Genomic DNA, 17,442 nt, shown 5'->3' on the forward strand with positions numbered 1-17,442 from the left:
TCTAAATTATTTTGTTCTCCCTTTTTTTTCTATTAATTTATCCATTAATTTGTATAGATTAGGCAGATCGAAAATTCCTAAATTTGTTCCATTTAAAGCTCTTAAAGCGACTGAATCAATTTCCTCTTCTTTATCTCCAATAACTGCAATTAAAGGAACTCTCCCTAAAGTTGCCTCTCTTATTTTATATCCTATTTTTTCATTCCTAACATCAACTTTTGATCGGTAACCATTATTATTTATTAATTCATTAAACTTTAAACATTTATCAATATTTCTATCAGTAATGCTTAATAAAATTATTTGATTAGGCGCAAGCCAAATTGGAAATTTCGCCTCATATTGTTCAATTAAGATTCCGATAAATCTTTCAAAGGATCCTAAAATTGCTCTATGAAGCATAACTGGATTTCTTTTTTCATTACCAATATCTACATAAGTTGCATCCAATCTAATAGGCATTGAGAAATCAACCTGAATAGTACCGCATTGCCAGATTCTATTGAGACAATCTTTTAAGGAGAATTCTATTTTTGGACCATAAAAAGCCCCCTCTCCTGGCTGGAGTTCCCATTTTAGGTTCTTATTATCGAGAGCTTTGGTAAGAGCCTCCTCTGATTTATCCCAAATCTCTTGAGTACCTACCCTTTTTTCAGGACGGGTTGATAATTTGATAATAATTTCATCAAAACCAAAAGTTTTATAAACCTCGAAAACAAGATCTATAAAAGTTGATACCTCTTCTTGAATTTGCTCTTCTGTGCAGAATATGTGTGCATCATCTTGAGTAAAGTTTCTTACTCTCATTAAGCCGTGTAGTGCACCTGAGGGCTCATTTCTGTGACAAGAACCAAATTCAGCAAGACGAATAGGTAAATCCTTATAACTTTTTAAACCTTGATTAAATACTTGAATATGGCATGGACAATTCATTGGTTTAATTGCATAAGTTCGATTTTCTGAAGCAGTAGTGAACATATCGTCTCTAAATTTATCCCAATGACCGGATTTTTCCCAAAGAGATTTATCAACAGCTTGTGGTGTTTTGATTTCTAAATAATCATTTTTTTTGAGTATTTCTCTTATGTACTTTTCCAATACTTGGTAGATTGTCCATCCATTTGGATGCCAAAAAATCATTCCTGGAGACTCTTCTTGTATATGAAATAGTGAATGTTTTTTACCAAGTTTTCTATGATCCCTTTTTTCTGCTTCTTCAATTCTTATTAAGTAGTCGTTGAGCTCTTTTTCTTTTGCCCATGCAGTCCCATATATTCTCTGTAATGATTCATTCTCACTATTCCCTCTCCAGTATGAACCTGATAATTTAAGTAATTTAAAGTGTCTCAAATGTCTAGTATTGGGTACGTGGGGCCCTCTACACATGTCGATATATTCTTCGTGTTTGTATAAATTGATGAGACCATCTTCAGGAATTTCTTCAATTATTCGTAATTTAAAAGTCTCATCTCTTTCTTTAAAAGTTTGAATTGCCTCCTCTTTAGAAACTTGTAAAATTTCAACGTCATAATTTGTTTTTATTAATTTATTAATTCTATTTTCGATTTTTATTAAATCTTCAGGAGTAAATCTGTATTCAGAAAAAATATCGTAATAAAAACCATCTTCAATTACAGGTCCAATCGCCATTTTAATATCAGAGTAAATTTGTTTAACTGCATGACCAATAAGGTGAGCGAAAGAATGTCTTATTATTTCAATTCCTTCTTTATCTTTTGATGTGATGATTACAACTTTAGAGTCTTTATTTATAGGAATTGTTGCATCAAGAAGAACATCATTTACTTTCCCAGCAATTGTTGCTTTAGCTAATCCAGCTCCTATACTCTGGGCAATCTCTAGGATAGTTACAGATTTTTCGAAAACCTTTTTTGAACCATCAGGCAAGGTAATTATTGGCATAATTTATTTCTCCATTTCAAAAAATCCCAATTTTGATTTAACTCTTTTTAAAGTCTGATTCGCTAAATCTTCAGCTTTTTCCTTCCCTTCATTAAGGATTTTATTTAGTTGATAGGGATCATTAATTAATAATTTATATTTTTTCTGAATAGGTTCTAGTGATTCAATAAGTTGTTCGGTAATTAATTTTTTAAATGTCCCCCATCCAGTCTCCGAGAATTCATTTTCACATTGAGAAATTTCTTTGCCAGATAATATTGAATAAATCATCAAAAGATTTTTAGATTCTGGTCTCTCGGGATTGTTAAATTCAATTCCAATAGAACTGTCACTCTTTGCTCTTTTAATTTTTTTTGTGATTATTTCAGGAGGATCTAATAAGTTAATGCGACTACCCTCATTAGGATCACTTTTGCTCATCTTTTTTGAACCATCAATTAAACTCATTATTTTTGAACCATTCTTCATGATGATTGGTTGAGGGATCTTTAAAATATTTTTATCCTTACTAAATCTGGCATTAATTCTCTGTTGTGCAATATCTCTCGCAAGTTCAAGATGTTGTTTTTGATCCTCACCTACTGGTACGAAGTCAGCATCATAAAGAAGGATGTCTGCAGCCATAAGTATTGGATAGTCAAATAATCCAATAGATACATTATTACCTTGTTGTATGGATTTTTCTTTAAATTGAATCATTCTTTCCATCCAATTTATTGGGGTCATGCAATTTAATATCCAACAAAGTTCTGAATGCGCTGAAATCTGACTTTGGACAAAAATTGAACATATATTTGGATCTATCCCGCAAGCGACGTACAAAGCCGCTGTAGAGATAGTGTTTTTAGATAATTCTTTGGGATTATATAAGGCTGTTATTGCGTGCAAATCAACTACACATAGAAATGTTTCATATTGCTCTTGAAGCGTAACCCAATTATTTATGGCCCCAAGCCAATTCCCAATATGTAAATCACCAGTTGGTTGAACTCCCGAAAGAATTCTTTTTTTATTTGCCATCCTCTTCTACTTCTCTAGATTGGATCTCTTCAGATGATGTACTTTTTACTGGTCTTGCAAAAGGGTCAGGTGCTGTTTTTGTCTTTTCTTCATAAGAATTTTGTGATTGTCTAATCGGAGAAGAGTTTTTATTATTTTTTGCATATTCTTTGATTGATTCAATAAATTTTTCGTCTTTGATCATTTCGCTAAGTGTTCTAACAGAAAAACCCAGAACTGCAACAGTAGATCTTAATTGAAAGGTCTCTTGTATTGATTTAACAGCTTTCATTTCGTTATCACTCAATCTTATGCGGAATCCTCCTCCATCTCTTCTGCCGCCCGATCTATCTCTGAAATTAGATCTTTCATTGTTAGAACGACCTCTGTAATTTTCTTGTCCAGGATTATTGCTGAAATTTGAATTAGACATCTTAATGTTTCTTAAGTTATTAAATAGTCTATTAACTTAGCATCTTGTTATGCAATAAGTCTTTTTAAAAGGCTTAAATTTTTATCTTTTGATTAACGACTTATGAAATTTTGCTTTTCTCATTCACAACTTGCATTAAAATAAAATTAGAAAAATAAAGTATTGTGTTTGATATTAGTAAAGACAACCTTTTAAAGGATTTCATAAAGTTTCCCAAAAAAAATCTTCTTATTATTTTATTATTGTTAGGTTTTGGCGAATGGTTTGTCAGTGACTTAATTCATTTTGCAGGAGGCTCAATAGGATTTTTTGCTTTGTGTCTTGGGGGATATTTTTACTTGAAGAATGATAAGCCTAAATTTAATGAGCCAAATAATTTAGATGGTTGGATAAACCTATGTAATGAAGATTTAAATTTTTTTGAAGAACTTGAAGCAACAAATGAATTAGAAAAAAAGAATTCAAAAAGACAAAAAACACTTGAATCTATTCTTAATAGATGTGAAAAAGAAAAAATAAGTTGCATTGGACAAAAAGATTATCAAAGTTTTCAATCTGTTTTGAAAGGTAATTTCAATGCAGATAAGTTTGACTTTGATTTATACGAAAAACTGCCTAAATACAATTCTTCTCAAGTTATTCCAGAAGAAGCTTTGAAGAGTGATGCAATCTTGTATTGTATAAACTTGCCTTTATCGGCAAATGATTTTTTGTGGCTGGAAAAGTTTCCTAAAAATATGCCAATCTGGTTGGTGGCTTTAACTTCCAACCAAATAGAAGCCAAAAATCAGGTAGAAGACTTAAAGTCTCAAATTTCAAGTGACTTTATAAATAAAATTATTACTTTTGATGTGAATAAGAGTGAAATAACAAATATACCTTTTTCTTTAAGGAAGTTTTTCATAGGTTCATCTAAAAATATTGAAAATACAAAAAAAAGGCTCTTGAAAGAACTTCATGCTGCCTGGCAATCTGAAATTGAAGGTATAAGAAGAATGCAGTTAAAAGGTATACAAAGAAAAAATCAAATTCTTGTCGCAACAACTGTTTTCTTATCTCCTATCCCATCAATTGATGTTATGGCAATGACAGTATTAAATTCTTTAATGATTAAAGAAATTAAGTCTATATGGGGATGTAATTGGTCTCCTGAAATTTTAGATAAAGTATCCAAAGAGATTTTAAAGACTGCAATTGCTCAGGGAGTTCTTGAATGGAGTGGACATACTCTAATTGGCATAACAAAATTACATGGCCCAAATTGGCTTGTCTCTGGAACATTTCAGGCTGTCAGTGCTGCTTATTTAACAAGAGTAGTATCAAGTTCTTTGGCTGATTTTATGGCAATAACAAAAGGAGTAGAAGAACCTGATTTGGATTTTATAAAGAAAAATTCTGAGAAAATTGTTGAAGAAGCTTTTGAAAAAGAAAAAATAAATTGGAAAGGATTTATTTCTGATCTTAGAAAACCACTTATAAAACTATCTTTTAATTCATAATATTGGGATGGAAGTTAAATATGAAAAAAAATATTATTTTTTTAAGTTTGATACTGCTTCTTTCTATTGCTTCAGGCTCATGTAAGAGAATATCAAATAAAAATGAAACTAAAGAAGTAATACTGGCAAGTTTTACTGTTTTGGCGGATATAATTAGCAATGTCGCTAAAGATGATTTTATTGTTAGATCAATAACGAAACCTGGAGTTGAAGTTCATGGCTACCAACCAACTCCAAGCGATTTGGTAAATGCCACTAATGCTTTTGTTTTTATTGATAATGGATTTGGATTTGAATTATGGGCTGAAAAATTTGTTTCTAATTTAAAAGTTAAAAGAATTACTGTCGCGGAAGATTTAGATCCTATTTTTATCAGTGAAGATTTTTATAAAGGGAAACCCAATCCTCATGCCTGGATTTCTCCAAAAAGAGGGATCCTATACGTAGATATTCTCGTGGATTCTTTATCAGAATTGAGGCCATCCAAAAGGACATTATTTGAAGAAAATGGAAAAATTTATAAAGATAAACTATCTAAAATAGATAAAGAATTCTCACTTTTTATTAATAACTTAAATAAAGATAGGAGGTATCTAGTAAGTTGTGAAGGTGCTTTTTCGTATCTAACAAATGATTATGGATTAGAGGAAGTTTATTTGTGGCCAGTTAATGCTGAGAGTCAAATTACGCCCAAAAGAATGGCAAGAACAATCTCACTAGTTAAAGAAAAAAATGTTCCATCTGTATTTTGCGAAAGTACTGTAAGTAACGAATCTCAAATGGTTGTTGCAAACGAAACTGGGGCTAATTTTGGAGGAAATCTTTTTGTTGATTCATTATCTGATGATAGTGGGCCTGCTAGTTCTTATATAAAAATGCTTGAGCATAATTTGGATTTAATTAAAAAGGGACTTTTTTGAATTATGGAAACAATCAATTATCAAAACTTTAGGGTTGAGGCAGAGAATATTTGCGTAGATTACAACGGTAAGGTGGCTTTGTATGATGCCAATTTAAGATTGAAACCTGGCCAGATTTGTGGGTTAGTAGGGATGAACGGGGCTGGTAAAACAACTTTCTTTAATGCTTTAACTGGCTTTGTAAATATTTCAAAGGGAAAAATTAGAATAAATGGAGAGTCTGTAAGATCTGCTCAAAAAGATCAGACAATTGCTTATGTTCCTCAAAATGAGGGAATTGATAGTCAATTTCCAATAAGTGTTTGGGATGTAGTGATGATGGGAAGATATGGTTCGATGAATATTTTTAGGTCTCCTAGAGAGTCTGATGTTCAGGCGGTTAAAGATGCTATTGAGAGAGTTGATCTTACTGATCATTTATCTACACCTATTGGAAACTTATCTGGAGGTCAGAGAAAACGAACTTTTTTAGCTAGAGCAATTGCGCAAAGAGCATCAATACTTCTTCTTGATGAGCCTTTTTCAGGTGTTGATATAAGAACTGAAAAACTTATCTCGGAATTATTTATTCAATTTAAAAATGAGGGTAAAACCATATTATTATCAACGCACGATATGATTCATGTCCGTGAATTTTGTGATTTGGTTCTTTTAATAAATAAAACTGTTGTAGCTTATGGTGAAACCTCTGAAGTGTTTACCCCAGAAAATATTACAACCACTTTTGGAGGGATCTCACCTGATTTCTTGTTTGGACCTGAATCCTAAATTTTAATTTATATGGAGCTCTATTCTTTTTTAACTTTAGAAGCATTCATCACAGATCCTTTAACTCATGACTTTATGAGAAAAGCACTTCTTATGAGTTCATTAGTTGCAGCTGTTTGTGGTTTTCTATCAAGTTATTTGACTCTTAAAGGATGGGCTTTAATGGGAGATGCAGTGTCACATTCGGTAATGCCTGGTGTTGTGGTTGCTTATGCATTGGGTCTTCCTTTCTCATTAGGAGCATTTATTTTCGGAGTTGGTTCTGTAGCCTTGATAGGGTTTATTAAGCAGAAATCTAGAGTTAAGGAAGATACTGTTATTGGGTTGGTATTTACTGGATTTTTCGCTCTTGGAATAGTATTGGTTTCTAAGATTAAAAGTAATATTGATTTGCACTCTATTCTTTTTGGTAGTCCATTAGGAATATCACTTTCAGATGTAAAACAAACTATATTCATTTCTTTATTAGTAGTAATCCTTTTATCAATTTTCAGAAAAGATTTAATGCTTTATTGTTTTGACCCTAGGCATGCAAAAACAGTTGGGATTAATGTATTATTTCTTCATTATTTACTCCTCACATGCTTATCTTTGGCAGCTGTTGTGGGGTTGCAGTCTGTTGGAATTATTTTGGTAGTTGCAATGTTGATTACACCTGGGGCTACTGCATATTTACTTACTGATAAGTTTGATACTATGACAGTAATTTCAGTATTAAGTGCAATCATCTCAAGTCTTATAGGAATCTATGTCAGTTTTTGGTTTGATCTTGAAACAGGTGGATCAATTGTCTTGGCACAAACTTTTATATTTTTATTTGCTTTTTTATTTGCTCCAAGATACGGAATATTTAAGTTAAAGAAATTATTTGCTGGTTATAAATGATTGTGGTGGATGAAACTTTAAATAAAAAGTGGAATTGGTGGCCATTATTCCCCTTATATCCTTATGGAAAAAAGAAAACAATTTTAAAAGAATTAATTCCTGATCAAATATGGTCCTTGGAACAAATACAGGGACTTTATTATGTTGCGGTTCCAATAAGAATGACGGTAATAAAGGTTGATAGTGGATTGATGCTAATAAATCCACTGCCTCCGACAAAAGAATTAATAAATGAGTTAGAAAAATTAACTGCGATTCATGGCAAAGTAAAAACAATAATTCTACCGAGTGCCTCTGGACTAGAACATAAAATCGGACTGCCAGCTCTTTCAAGAACTTTTAAAGATGCAGAAATTTGGCTTTGTCCTGGACAATGGAGTTTCCCCATAAATCTACCACTAGATTTCTTGGGAATTCCATCAAAAAGATCAAGAATACTCTTTGAGGATGGTACTCCACATACAAACTACTTTAAATGGTCTTCATTAGGCCCTCTGAATTTGGGACTTGGAAGATATCAGGAGATAAGCTGTTTCCATTATCCTACGAAAACACTTCATGTTACAGACGCAATAGTTGGAATAGATTCCACTCCCCCTGAGATATTTGATTTTGATCCAACTCCACTTCTTTTTCATTCTAGAGAGAGAGGAGATGAACCTTTGATTGACTCCATGGAACATAGAAAAAAAGGATGGAAAAGGTTAGTCTTGTTTTCATCTTTTTTAAAACCAGGTAAATTAAATATTCCACCTTTAAAAAAAATATTTAAGTATTCATTCAAAAAAGATATGAGGAATTGGAGATCTCATTTCGGTATTTACCCCTTTTTATGGGAAGAAGATTGGGAATCTTCTCTTCTTGAAATAATGGGTAAAGATACTCCTAAGATTCAAATTGCACCAGTTTTACAGAAATTAATTTTTCCGCGTTCAAAAGAAGTTTTACTCAAATGGTTAGAAAATATCAAGTGTTTTGAAGATATGGAATATTTAATTCCAGCTCATTTTACGGCCCCTGTAAAATTTACAATAGAAGATTGTCAAAAATTAATTAATGAAATTAATTCCCAAAAGTGGGACAAACTTCCTGAGGATAATAAATTTTTGATGGGTTTATATAAAAAGTTGTTTGAACTAGGAATAATTCCTGAAGAAGTAAATCTTTAAAAACAATTATTCTTCAATAGACATGTTCTCATCATTTTTAAGAGTTTGTTCCAGCTCTTTTCTTTGCTCCATTTGCCTTAAGAAATATCCTGTCATCATTGCAGAAGATAATAAATTAGCAATGTTGTCTTTTGAAGATGTTATTTTTACATCAAATTGATCTGAAGGAAGCATTCCAAGAAGACCTTGAACATTATGTCTAATAATTTCTTGAATATCTTCACTAGCTGATTTTGCTACTCTTTGCAAAACTTCTGGAGATTGTTTTTGTAAATATTGGATTAAATCATTCTCATCGTTTGGATCATTATTTTCAGTAGCAAGAAATTCTGGATTAAACATTTCTACAACTTCAAGATATAAAAACCCTACAACATCACGTACCCATTAATCTAAAGTATTAAGGGCAGGGAACCGAATAGGTCCAATTTTATTAAACGGCCAATATCTAAAAATAGCTTTACCAATAACCTTTTCATAGGGTAAAAATCCCCAAATATGTGAGTCCATACTGTTATTTCTATTATCTCCCATCACCCATAATGACTCTTCTGGGACAATAAAAGGCCCTATAGAATAATTAATATTTTTATCAAAAACGAAATTTTTTTGAGCGATATCATTTAAGTAAAGGTTACCATCTCTCACTTCTACTTTGTCTCCAGGTATTCCAATTACTCTTTTTATTAGTGCAGTATCTGCTTCATAACCAGCATTAATTAATTGTTCCGGAACGTTAAAAACAACTATTTTATTTTTTAATTTTGAAAGATTTGATTTGGAAGTGATTTTGGGGGTTACTTTCTCAACAAGAATTTTATCTTGTATTTGAAGAGTTGGAAGCATTGAACCGGAGGGGATCCATCTTGGCTCTATAACCTGCCATCGTATAATTAAAGCTATAGATATCCAGATTAAAAGATTTTTTAAATCTTTTATTATTGAATTTCTTTTTTCTTGAGTTGTAGACATGTTTTATTTAATTCAGTTATAAGGAAAATCCCAAAGCATTTATATAAATTATGACATCATCTATTGAATGCAAAAATTTTCTTAGAAGTTTACAACTTTTGAATCTCTTAATAAAAATAGGAGTTCAAAATTTAATACTATGTCCAGGTAGTAGATCAGCACCCCTAGCGATAGCTGCTGGAGAATTAAATAAATTAGGACTGGTAAATATTTTTAATTCAATAGATGAGAGATCTGCGGGATTCCACTCTCTTGGGATTTCTGCTGCATCGGGTAATCTTTCTTTAGTTATTACCACTTCTGGGACTGCCGTAAGTAACTTATTGCCAGCAGCAGTTGAGGCGGACCGATCTTGTAAAGGTATTATATTTCTTACTGCTGATAGACCCTTAAGATTAAAAGATTGTGGCGCTAATCAAACAGTAAATCAAGAAGATTTTTTGACTTCAGTCTGCAGAAGGGTTTTAAGTACAAATCTAAATGGACTGCATGAAACACAAGAAAACGAAATCCTGAATTTAGTTCGAATTACTGAGAAACAAATATCAACTTTCCCTGGGCCTATTCATTTAAATATTCCTATTGATAAGCCTTTAGGTATTTCACTTTTAAATAAAAAAAATGTTTTAGAGATTTTTGAAAGAATTTATTTAAAGAAAAAATATATATTTCAGGAAGTTGAAATAAAATCTGATAAAAACAAATTCTTAGAAATTTCAAAAAATTTAAATTTATATGAATCCGGCATTATTTTGGTAGGTCCCTATCAAGGTTCCATAAATGATTTAATTTCTTTCAATAAATCTTTAGAAAGATTGCAAGAAATTACTGGTTGGCCAGTATTTGCTGATCCTGTTTCAGGAGTTAATTCTGATTTGAGAGGATTAGTTGTGAATTGGGAATTAGTCTTAAGAAAAAATAAAAATTCAATAAATTGTCATCAACTTTTGAGGCTTGGCCCCATGTCATCTTCTATTGATTTGGAGAAATTTTTAACAACTTTCGAAGGTACACAAATTCTTATAAAAGAAAAAAACTATAGAAAATTGGACCCAATAAAAAAATCATTTGAATATGATTTTGGGCTTTCAAATTTTACTACTCTATTGCTAGAAGAATTATCAATTAACGAAAAAAATAAAAAATCTCTTACTCCAATGGCTTTAGATCTAATGGAGGAAGGCGAGAAGATTAGAGGAGTTTTAAAAGATAAAATTACTCAAGATAATCAAATTACTGAGTACATGCTTGCAAACCTTGTCCCAAAACTTTGGCCAGCTGAAAATCCTATAATGCTCTCCGCAAGTAGCCCAATTAGAGATTGGCTCACATTTTCTGAGAATGCTACTTTAACAAGAAACTGTTTCAGCTTTAGGGGCGCTTCTGGTATAGACGGTACTTTATCTCTTGCATTAGGTATTTCTAGAATTAAAAATCCTCTACTTCTTGTGACTGGAGATTTGGCTTTTATTCATGATATAAACGGTTGGCTGATTGAAAATTCAATCGACATGAATTTAACAATTCTTCTAATAAATAATAATGGCGGAAATATATTTAATCGTATTTATAAAAAAAATTTAAAAGAAGATGATTTAAAAAAACTGTTTCTTATGCCAAAAAAAATAAACTGGCCAAAACTCGCAGAGGGCTATCAGGTAAACTTTAAAAGCGTGGCAAATTTTAAAAAATTACGAGAGGCATTCGATTGGAGCATTTCTATCCAGAAATCTGTAATAATTAAAGTTGATGTTGATCCAGAAAATGAAATTTGTGAAAAAAATGCTCTGCTTGAAAAAATAATTGGCAGTTAAATTTATCATTTTTTATTTTTGAATAATTAGATTTCATGAAAGTATTACCTGGTAAAACAACTTTAAATTGGTCAGAGTGCAAATCTTATGAGGATATATTGTTTCACAAATCAGATGAGGGAATTGCGAGAATTGCAATTAATCGGCCTGAAAAAAGAAATGCATTTAGGCCACAAACTGTAGATGAACTCATTGACGCATTTGATATCGTAAGAAATGATGAAACTATTGGCGTAGTTCTCTTTACAGGTGCGGGACCTGACAAGAAAGGCATTTATTCTTTTTGCTCTGGAGGTGATCAGAGTGTAAGGGGTAAAAATGGGTATAAAAATGATGAAGGGAAGCAGAGATTAAATGTACTTGAACTTCAAAGATTAATCAGAAGTTTGCCTAAAGTGGTTATTGCCTTAGTCCCCGGTTTTGCAATTGGAGGAGGACAGGTACTTCATTTAATTTGTGATCTCAGTATCGCCTCTGAAAATGCAGTATTTGGTCAAACAGGCCCAAGAGTTGGTAGTTTTGATGCTGGTTTTGGATCTAGTTATTTAGCAAGGCTTGTTGGTCAAAGAAAAGCAAAAGAAATTTGGTTTTTATGTAGAAAATATAATTCCAAGGAAGCTCTTGATATGGGCTTGATAAATGCAATTACAAAGATTGAAGAATTAGAAGCTGAGGGTGTAATCTGGGCAAGAGAGATTTTACGAAATAGTCCAACTGCTATTCGTATTCTTAAAGCTTCATTCAATGCGGAGAATGATGGGATTGCCGGTATTCAGGAATTATCTGGATATGCAACTCAATTATTCTATTCGACTGAAGAAGCCCAAGAAGGTAGAGATGCCTTTCTTGAAAAGCGTCCACCAGACTTCTCTGACTATAAGTGGACACCCTAGTTTATTTTTCAAAAGAACTTTTTTAAATAATTATCAATGAGAATTCTTCTTGCCGCTGCCGAATGTGCTCCAATGATCAAAGTTGGAGGTATGGGAGATGTGGTTGGTTCGTTGCCTCCATCTTTGATAACACTTGGTCACGATGTAAGGGTAATAATTCCAGGATATGGAAAATTGTGGAGTGTTTTGGAGGTATCGAATGAACCAGTCTTTAGAGCAAATACAATGGGAACTGATTTTGCCATATATGAAGCAAAACATCCCGTTCATAATTATGTGATTTACCTAGTGGGTCATCCAGCATTTGACTCTGACCAAATATACGGGGGCGAAAATGAGGATTGGCGCTTTACATTTTTTGCTAGTGCCACTGCAGAATTTGCCTGGAATTGTTGGAAACCTCAAGTTCTCCATTGCCATGATTGGCACACTGGAATGATTCCTGTATGGATGCATCAGGACCCTGAAATTAGTACTGTCTTCACAATTCATAATTTAAAATACCAAGGCCCATGGAGGTGGAAACTTGAAAAAATGACTTGGTGTCCTTGGTATATGCATGGAGACCACACAATGGCTGCGGCAATGTTATACGCAGATAGGGTCAATGCTGTTTCTCCGACTTACGCTGATGAGATTAAAACCCATGAATACGGGGAAAGCCTCGAAGGATTACTTAATTATATTTCAGGTAAATTAAGAGGGATTCTTAATGGCATAGATCTTGATGCATGGAATCCAGCCAAAGATCCAGTTTTACCTGCAAAATTCAGTATTAAGAATTTAGAAAATAGGCTAGAAAATAAAAAAATTCTGCAGAGAGAAATGGGTCTCGAAGTTAATTCTAAAAAATATCTTTTAGGTATGGTCAGTAGGTTAGTTGATCAGAAAGGTGTTGACTTACTTTTACAAGTTTCAAGAAGACTATTAGCCTATACAGATTCTCAAATTGCTGTTTTAGGTACTGGAGATAGATATTTAGAGTCTGGATTATGGCAACTGGCATTAGATTACCCAGGAAGATTCTCAGTATTTCTTACCTATGATGATTCTTTATCAAGGCTTATCTATGGGGGCTCAGATGCATTCTTAATGCCAAGTAGATTTGAACCTTGTGGCATTAGTCAACTACTTGCTATGAGATATGGTTCTATCCCAATAGTAAGGCGAGTAGGAGGTTTAGTTGATACAGTTTTACCTCATGATCCGGAAAATAATAGTGGTACGGGTTTTTGCTTTGATCGCTTTGAACCTATAGATTTCTATACATCTTTAGTAAGGTCTTGGGAAGCCTTTAGGCATAAAGATAGTTGGCAATTATTGCAAAAAAGAGCAATGAGTCAAGAGTTTAGTTGGCAAAGATCTGCACTCGAATACGAAATTATGTATAAAGATGTTTGTGGAATGAAAGAACCATCACCTGATGTTGCTGAGGTCGAAAAATTTTCTTACGGACAATCGGCTGATCCATCTTTAAAAAAAAGTATGACTTAATATTTTAATGGAATTCTATTTATCAGAATTAAACAATGTTTTGGGGGATATTAAAAATCTGAGCAAGGGGAAAAGAGATTTTTTTAATTTTAAAAATATAAGTATTGATAGTAGAACTTTATCTAAAAATGATCTTTTTATAGCTATAAAGGGTAAAACTTTTGACGGACATAATTTTCTTCCAGATGTTTTAGATAAAGGAGTTAAATCAGTAGTAATTAAAAAAGGGATGCAGAGATTACTTCCTAGTAATTTTCCTTATTGGGTTGTAAATGACACATTAGAGGCATTTCAAAAATTAGCATTGCTAAAAAGAAAAAAATTAAATATCCCTGTTGTCGCAATAACTGGTTCTGTGGGTAAAACAACAACAAAAGAAATGATTGGTGGAGTTTTAAATAAACTTGGAAGAATTAAATTATCTCATGCAAATTTTAATAATGAGATTGGAGTTGGTCTTACTATTCTTGCTACAGATGTAGAGGATAAAGCTTTAGTTCTTGAAATGGGAATGAGAGGTCCTGGACAGATTGAGAATTTATCTAAATATAGTGAACCCGATGTTGCAGTTATTACTAACATTGGCACAGCTCATATTGGATTGTTAGGCTCAAAAAAAAATATTACTTATGCAAAGTGTGAAATTAGTAAGTTCTTAAATCCAGAAGGAGTTGTAATAATTCCAGCAAATGATTCATTCCTAGAAAAAACTTTAAAAGAATTTTGGAAAGGTAGAGTGTTAAAAGTAAAACTATTCAATATAGAAAATCAAAAGGAGAATTTTAAGAAAGATGATAATTTGCAAGGATTTTATAATCCTTCGAATAAAACAATTTTAATTGAAGAAAATACCTTTGAAATTTCATTTGAGGGATTTCACAATGCTTCGAATTTCTTATTTGCTTATGCAGTTGCGAAAGAGCTAGGCATTGATTTTGCAAGTTTCAATAAATTTGATTTTGTAAGTTTAGGTGGAAGGAATAAAATTCTCAAATCAGTAAAAACAACAATATATGATGAATCATATAATGCTTCGCCAGAGTCAGTAAAAGCATGTATTAAAAACCTACTTGATAAACCGAGAAATAAATTTTTCATATTTGGAAGTATGCAAGAATTGGGAAAAGAATCCGAAAAATATCACAAAGAAATATTTAACTTAATAAATAATTCAGATATAGAAAAGTGTTTATTTATTTGCGATAAAAAAAATGAAAAAATTTACACCAATTATCTAAAAGATATGAAAAAATTCTTTGTTTTAAATAACATTAAAGATATACCTCAAGAGATAAACAAATCTACAAAAAAAGGTGATTCTATTCTCATAAAAGGGAGCAGATGTTGGCAACTTGAAAAAATTATTGAATTAATTAACTAGATTAGGATTTCTTTCTTTCCCAATTTTCTATATTTACTTGCTTAGTTCTTGAGATTGCTAATGAATTATCTTTGGAATCTTTTGTGATAACTGAACCAGCTCCTGTAGTAACTGATTCCCCTAGATTTATTGGTGCTACAAAAACTGTATTCGCACCAATACTGGAATTTTTACCAATTTTTGTTTGATGTTTTTTCTTACCATCAAAATTTGCAGTGATAGTACCTGCTCCAATATTTGTAGATCTTCCAATAATAGAATCTCCTATATAACTTAAATGGTTTACTTTAGATTCTTCCTCTAATTGACTATTTTTGATTTCAACAAAATTACCTATTTTGCTAAAGGAAGATATTTTGGAATTAGGCCTTATATGACTATAAGGGCCAATTTTTATATTATCCATTATCTGAGAAGCATAAACAGTAGAGTTTGAAATTTCACAATTTAGTCCCACATTAGAATTCTCAATAAAAGTATTTGGTCCGATAATGCAATGACTTTTTATTTTCGTGTTTCCTCTTATATGTGTATTAGCCTCTATGATTACGTCCCTACCAATTTCAGCTTCTTCACTAATTGAACAACTTGCTTTATTTATAAAAGTTACACCATTAAGCATATGCTTTTCTTTTATTGAATTCTGAATATTTTCCTCACATTCTGATAGTTGAATTCGGTTATTAATTCCTTGAAGCTCTCCATTATCCTCTACCTCGAGGCTTAAGGAATTTTTTAGCAAAGATATTGTATCTGTTAAGTAAATCTCTTTTTGATTATTATTGCTTTGCAAGGTATTAATTATTTCTGACAAATTACCCCAGTTAAAACAGTAAACACCAGCATTTATTAATATATTTTCTCTTTCAAGATCATTGCAATCTTTTTCTTCAACAATTCTCTCTATAAACCCCCCCTTCAAAAAAACTCTGCCATATCCATGAGGATTTGTTTTCTTTGTAGTAATTAAAGAAACATCAGCATTTTTTGAATCGTGTAAGTACAAAAGTCTTTTTAGAGTACTGGGCCTAATGAGAGGAACATCGCCGTTAAGTACCAAAAGTTTTCCTTCATGTTTTTTGACTTCTTCACAAAGTACTTGTATAGCATGACCTGTTCCTGATTGAGGTTCTTGAACAACAACATGGATTTTTTTATCGTTTGGTATTGACTTTTGTACTTCTTTTGATTTGTGTCCAGTAATTACGAAAATTTGATCAGGTTTTAATTCGACACATGAATCAATTACTCTTTGTAAAAGACTTTTGCCAGAAACTTTATGTAAAACTTTTGGCAATGAGCTTTCCATTCTAGTGCCCTTGCCTGCCGCTAATATCGCAACACTTAACATGTTTATTTTAAATCCTTATTTAAATTTAACTCTTAATGGATAACTTCGTCATTCCCCACTTCTCTCTCCATTTATTTGTAGATAAGAGATTTGATAATAATTGTTCCTCTAATCTTTTATTAATAATATCGTCTTTACTTGAGTTTAAATCTTGATCTCTATACGGAATACTAGCTTTTGTTAAGAGATGTTCTTCTTCCATTAAAGATAACTTTTCAAAATTGAAATTAGGTTTTAATTTATTCTGATCAAATTTTGATATTGCGACAGTCCCTTGACTCCAAAAAGTTCTGTTTTTAAAACTTGACTTAATAGTAAAAATTTCTAATCCAAGATTTCTTAAAGTTTTTCTTACTGCCGCCGAAGAAGAATAAGTGATTAAATAACCTTGGGGATTGAGCTTTTCTGTTACTTTGGATAAAAATTCAATTGTCCAAACTTGAGGGCATTTTTGGGGAGAAAAACCATCTAAATAAATCAGATCGAATTTAATAGCTGAAGGAATAATATTGATTTTTTCTCTAGCATCTCCCCACAAAAGACTACATTTAAAAAATTGATCCTCAAAGTAATTTTTTCGGTACAATGATTCAAATATTTTTTTAACTTTTGGAACCCATAATTTCAAGAAAGATTCATTTCTAAGCGAATATTCAAGAGGCTTTTTATCAATCTCCAAACCATACAAATTTAAAAATGATTTTTGGTTAATTAATTCATTTAATAAAGATGCAGAATTGTATCCTAAACCAAAACATATATCTAAAACATTAAGAGATTTGCCCTTAAATCTTTGCAAATCAGACGGAGATGTAAATTTTAATTTTGTTTCCTCTAATGCTCCCAATAAACTATGGAAATTCTCTTGAAAAAATACACTTCTTAAAGAGTAACTCCCATCTTTTGTTAAAATTTCGATTAATTCAGACAAAAACTTTTAA

At 31.8% G+C, this 17,442-nt stretch carries 16 protein-coding genes; 9 read left to right on the top strand and 7 right to left on the bottom strand.

Going from position 1 to position 17,442, the window contains the following annotated elements:
• Nucleotides 1-6 precede the first annotated feature (6 nt).
• From thrS to HA141_RS03285, 3 genes are read right to left on the bottom strand one after another with little or no spacing between them, the layout of a single operon-like run.
• Nucleotides 7-1,923 (bottom strand): threonine--tRNA ligase, encoded by a 1,917-nt coding sequence (gene thrS / locus HA141_RS03275; protein WP_209116861.1) that lies wholly within the window; start codon nucleotides 1,921-1,923, stop codon nucleotides 7-9.
• Nucleotides 1,924-1,926: 3 nt separating this feature from the next.
• Nucleotides 1,927-2,943, bottom strand: a complete 1,017-nt coding sequence (trpS, locus tag HA141_RS03280; RefSeq protein WP_209116863.1) for a tryptophan--tRNA ligase — start codon at nucleotides 2,941-2,943, stop codon at nucleotides 1,927-1,929.
• A complete protein-coding gene (locus HA141_RS03285) occupies nucleotides 2,933-3,355 on the bottom strand; it encodes a hypothetical protein (RefSeq protein ID WP_209116865.1) in 423 nt (140 codons plus the stop codon). Before HA141_RS03285 ends, trpS begins: the two co-directional genes overlap by 11 nt.
• A gap of 164 nt (nucleotides 3,356-3,519) precedes the next feature.
• On the opposite strand from HA141_RS03285, the gene HA141_RS03290 reads away from it, so the two are divergent.
• Genes HA141_RS03290 through HA141_RS03310 form a run of 5 tightly spaced genes read left to right on the top strand, consistent with a single transcriptional unit; the run spans nucleotide 3,520 to nucleotide 8,596 of the window.
• On the top strand, nucleotides 3,520-4,854 hold the full coding sequence (locus HA141_RS03290) for a DUF697 domain-containing protein (protein WP_209116867.1): 1,335 nt from the start codon (nucleotides 3,520-3,522) through the stop codon (nucleotides 4,852-4,854).
• A gap of 20 nt (nucleotides 4,855-4,874) precedes the next feature.
• Nucleotides 4,875-5,774 (top strand): metal ABC transporter substrate-binding protein, encoded by a 900-nt coding sequence (locus HA141_RS03295; protein ID WP_209116869.1) that lies wholly within the window; start codon nucleotides 4,875-4,877, stop codon nucleotides 5,772-5,774.
• Nucleotides 5,775-5,777: 3 nt separating this feature from the next.
• Nucleotides 5,778-6,542, top strand: coding sequence for a metal ABC transporter ATP-binding protein (locus tag HA141_RS03300; RefSeq protein WP_209116871.1), 765 nt, complete (start codon nucleotides 5,778-5,780; stop codon nucleotides 6,540-6,542).
• Between the two features lie 12 nt (nucleotides 6,543-6,554).
• Nucleotides 6,555-7,427, top strand: a complete 873-nt coding sequence (locus HA141_RS03305; protein WP_209116873.1) for a metal ABC transporter permease — start codon at nucleotides 6,555-6,557, stop codon at nucleotides 7,425-7,427.
• On the top strand, nucleotides 7,424-8,596 hold the full coding sequence (locus HA141_RS03310; RefSeq protein WP_209116875.1) for a DUF4336 domain-containing protein: 1,173 nt from the start codon (nucleotides 7,424-7,426) through the stop codon (nucleotides 8,594-8,596). Before HA141_RS03305 ends, HA141_RS03310 begins: the two co-directional genes overlap by 4 nt.
• Nucleotides 8,597-8,602: 6 nt before the next feature.
• Here the strand turns inward: HA141_RS03310 and HA141_RS03315 are convergent, their stop codons facing one another.
• Nucleotides 8,603-8,938, bottom strand: coding sequence for a DUF760 domain-containing protein (locus HA141_RS03315; RefSeq protein ID WP_012007422.1), 336 nt, complete (start codon nucleotides 8,936-8,938; stop codon nucleotides 8,603-8,605).
• Between the two features lie 45 nt (nucleotides 8,939-8,983).
• Nucleotides 8,984-9,568 (bottom strand): signal peptidase I, encoded by a 585-nt coding sequence (lepB, locus tag HA141_RS03320; RefSeq protein ID WP_209116877.1) that lies wholly within the window; start codon nucleotides 9,566-9,568, stop codon nucleotides 8,984-8,986.
• 50 nt (nucleotides 9,569-9,618) lie between these two features.
• Between lepB and menD the strand changes: the two genes are divergently transcribed.
• From menD to HA141_RS03340, 4 genes are read left to right on the top strand one after another with little or no spacing between them, the layout of a single operon-like run.
• On the top strand, nucleotides 9,619-11,382 hold the full coding sequence (gene menD, locus HA141_RS03325) for a 2-succinyl-5-enolpyruvyl-6-hydroxy-3-cyclohexene-1-carboxylic-acid synthase (protein ID WP_209116879.1): 1,764 nt from the start codon (nucleotides 9,619-9,621) through the stop codon (nucleotides 11,380-11,382).
• Nucleotides 11,383-11,417: 35 nt separating this feature from the next.
• On the top strand, nucleotides 11,418-12,275 hold the full coding sequence (gene menB, locus HA141_RS03330; protein WP_209116882.1) for a 1,4-dihydroxy-2-naphthoyl-CoA synthase: 858 nt from the start codon (nucleotides 11,418-11,420) through the stop codon (nucleotides 12,273-12,275).
• A 36-nt stretch (nucleotides 12,276-12,311) separates the two neighbouring features.
• A complete protein-coding gene (gene glgA, locus HA141_RS03335; RefSeq protein WP_209116884.1) occupies nucleotides 12,312-13,769 on the top strand; it encodes a glycogen synthase GlgA in 1,458 nt (485 codons plus the stop codon).
• 7 nt (nucleotides 13,770-13,776) lie between these two features.
• Nucleotides 13,777-15,150 carry a UDP-N-acetylmuramoyl-tripeptide--D-alanyl-D-alanine ligase gene (locus HA141_RS03340; RefSeq protein ID WP_209116886.1) on the top strand — a complete coding sequence of 458 codons (1,374 nt, stop codon included), beginning with the start codon at nucleotides 13,777-13,779 and terminating at the stop codon, nucleotides 15,148-15,150.
• Nucleotide 15,151: 1 nt separating this feature from the next.
• On the opposite strand, the gene glmU is transcribed toward HA141_RS03340, so the two are convergent.
• The gene (gene glmU, locus HA141_RS03345; RefSeq protein ID WP_209116888.1) at nucleotides 15,152-16,501 is read right to left on the bottom strand and encodes a bifunctional UDP-N-acetylglucosamine diphosphorylase/glucosamine-1-phosphate N-acetyltransferase GlmU; all 1,350 of its coding nucleotides are present in this window, start codon (nucleotides 16,499-16,501) and stop codon (nucleotides 15,152-15,154) included.
• Nucleotides 16,502-16,526: 25 nt separating this feature from the next.
• A complete protein-coding gene (locus HA141_RS03350; protein WP_209116890.1) occupies nucleotides 16,527-17,432 on the bottom strand; it encodes a tRNA (5-methylaminomethyl-2-thiouridine)(34)-methyltransferase MnmD in 906 nt (301 codons plus the stop codon).
• Between the last annotated feature and the right edge of the window lie 10 nt (nucleotides 17,433-17,442).

The organism is Prochlorococcus marinus XMU1402 (assembly GCF_017696205.1).
Lineage (GTDB): Bacteria > Cyanobacteriota > Cyanobacteriia > PCC-6307 > Cyanobiaceae > Prochlorococcus_A > Prochlorococcus_A marinus_AC.

Excerpts from the sequence above, each read along its gene's own strand:
- thrS (WP_209116861.1), bottom strand. The coding sequence starts at position 1,923 with ATGCCAATAATTACCTTGCCTGATGGTTCAAAAAAGGTTTTCGAAAAA.
- trpS (WP_209116863.1), bottom strand. The coding sequence starts at position 2,943 with ATGGCAAATAAAAAAAGAATTCTTTCGGGAGTTCAACCAACTGGTGAT.
- HA141_RS03285 (WP_209116865.1), bottom strand. The coding sequence starts at position 3,355 with ATGTCTAATTCAAATTTCAGCAATAATCCTGGACAAGAAAATTACAGA.
- HA141_RS03295 (WP_209116869.1), top strand. The coding sequence starts at position 4,875 with ATGAAAAAAAATATTATTTTTTTAAGTTTGATACTGCTTCTTTCTATT.
- HA141_RS03300 (WP_209116871.1), top strand. The coding sequence starts at position 5,778 with ATGGAAACAATCAATTATCAAAACTTTAGGGTTGAGGCAGAGAATATT.
- HA141_RS03305 (WP_209116873.1), top strand. The coding sequence starts at position 6,555 with ATGGAGCTCTATTCTTTTTTAACTTTAGAAGCATTCATCACAGATCCT.
- HA141_RS03310 (WP_209116875.1), top strand. The coding sequence starts at position 7,424 with ATGATTGTGGTGGATGAAACTTTAAATAAAAAGTGGAATTGGTGGCCA.
- HA141_RS03315 (WP_012007422.1), bottom strand. The coding sequence starts at position 8,938 with ATGTTTAATCCAGAATTTCTTGCTACTGAAAATAATGATCCAAACGAT.
- lepB (WP_209116877.1), bottom strand. The coding sequence starts at position 9,568 with ATGTCTACAACTCAAGAAAAAAGAAATTCAATAATAAAAGATTTAAAA.
- menD (WP_209116879.1), top strand. The coding sequence starts at position 9,619 with ATGACATCATCTATTGAATGCAAAAATTTTCTTAGAAGTTTACAACTT.
- menB (WP_209116882.1), top strand. The coding sequence starts at position 11,418 with ATGAAAGTATTACCTGGTAAAACAACTTTAAATTGGTCAGAGTGCAAA.
- glgA (WP_209116884.1), top strand. The coding sequence starts at position 12,312 with ATGAGAATTCTTCTTGCCGCTGCCGAATGTGCTCCAATGATCAAAGTT.
- HA141_RS03340 (WP_209116886.1), top strand. The coding sequence starts at position 13,777 with ATGGAATTCTATTTATCAGAATTAAACAATGTTTTGGGGGATATTAAA.
- glmU (WP_209116888.1), bottom strand. The coding sequence starts at position 16,501 with ATGTTAAGTGTTGCGATATTAGCGGCAGGCAAGGGCACTAGAATGGAA.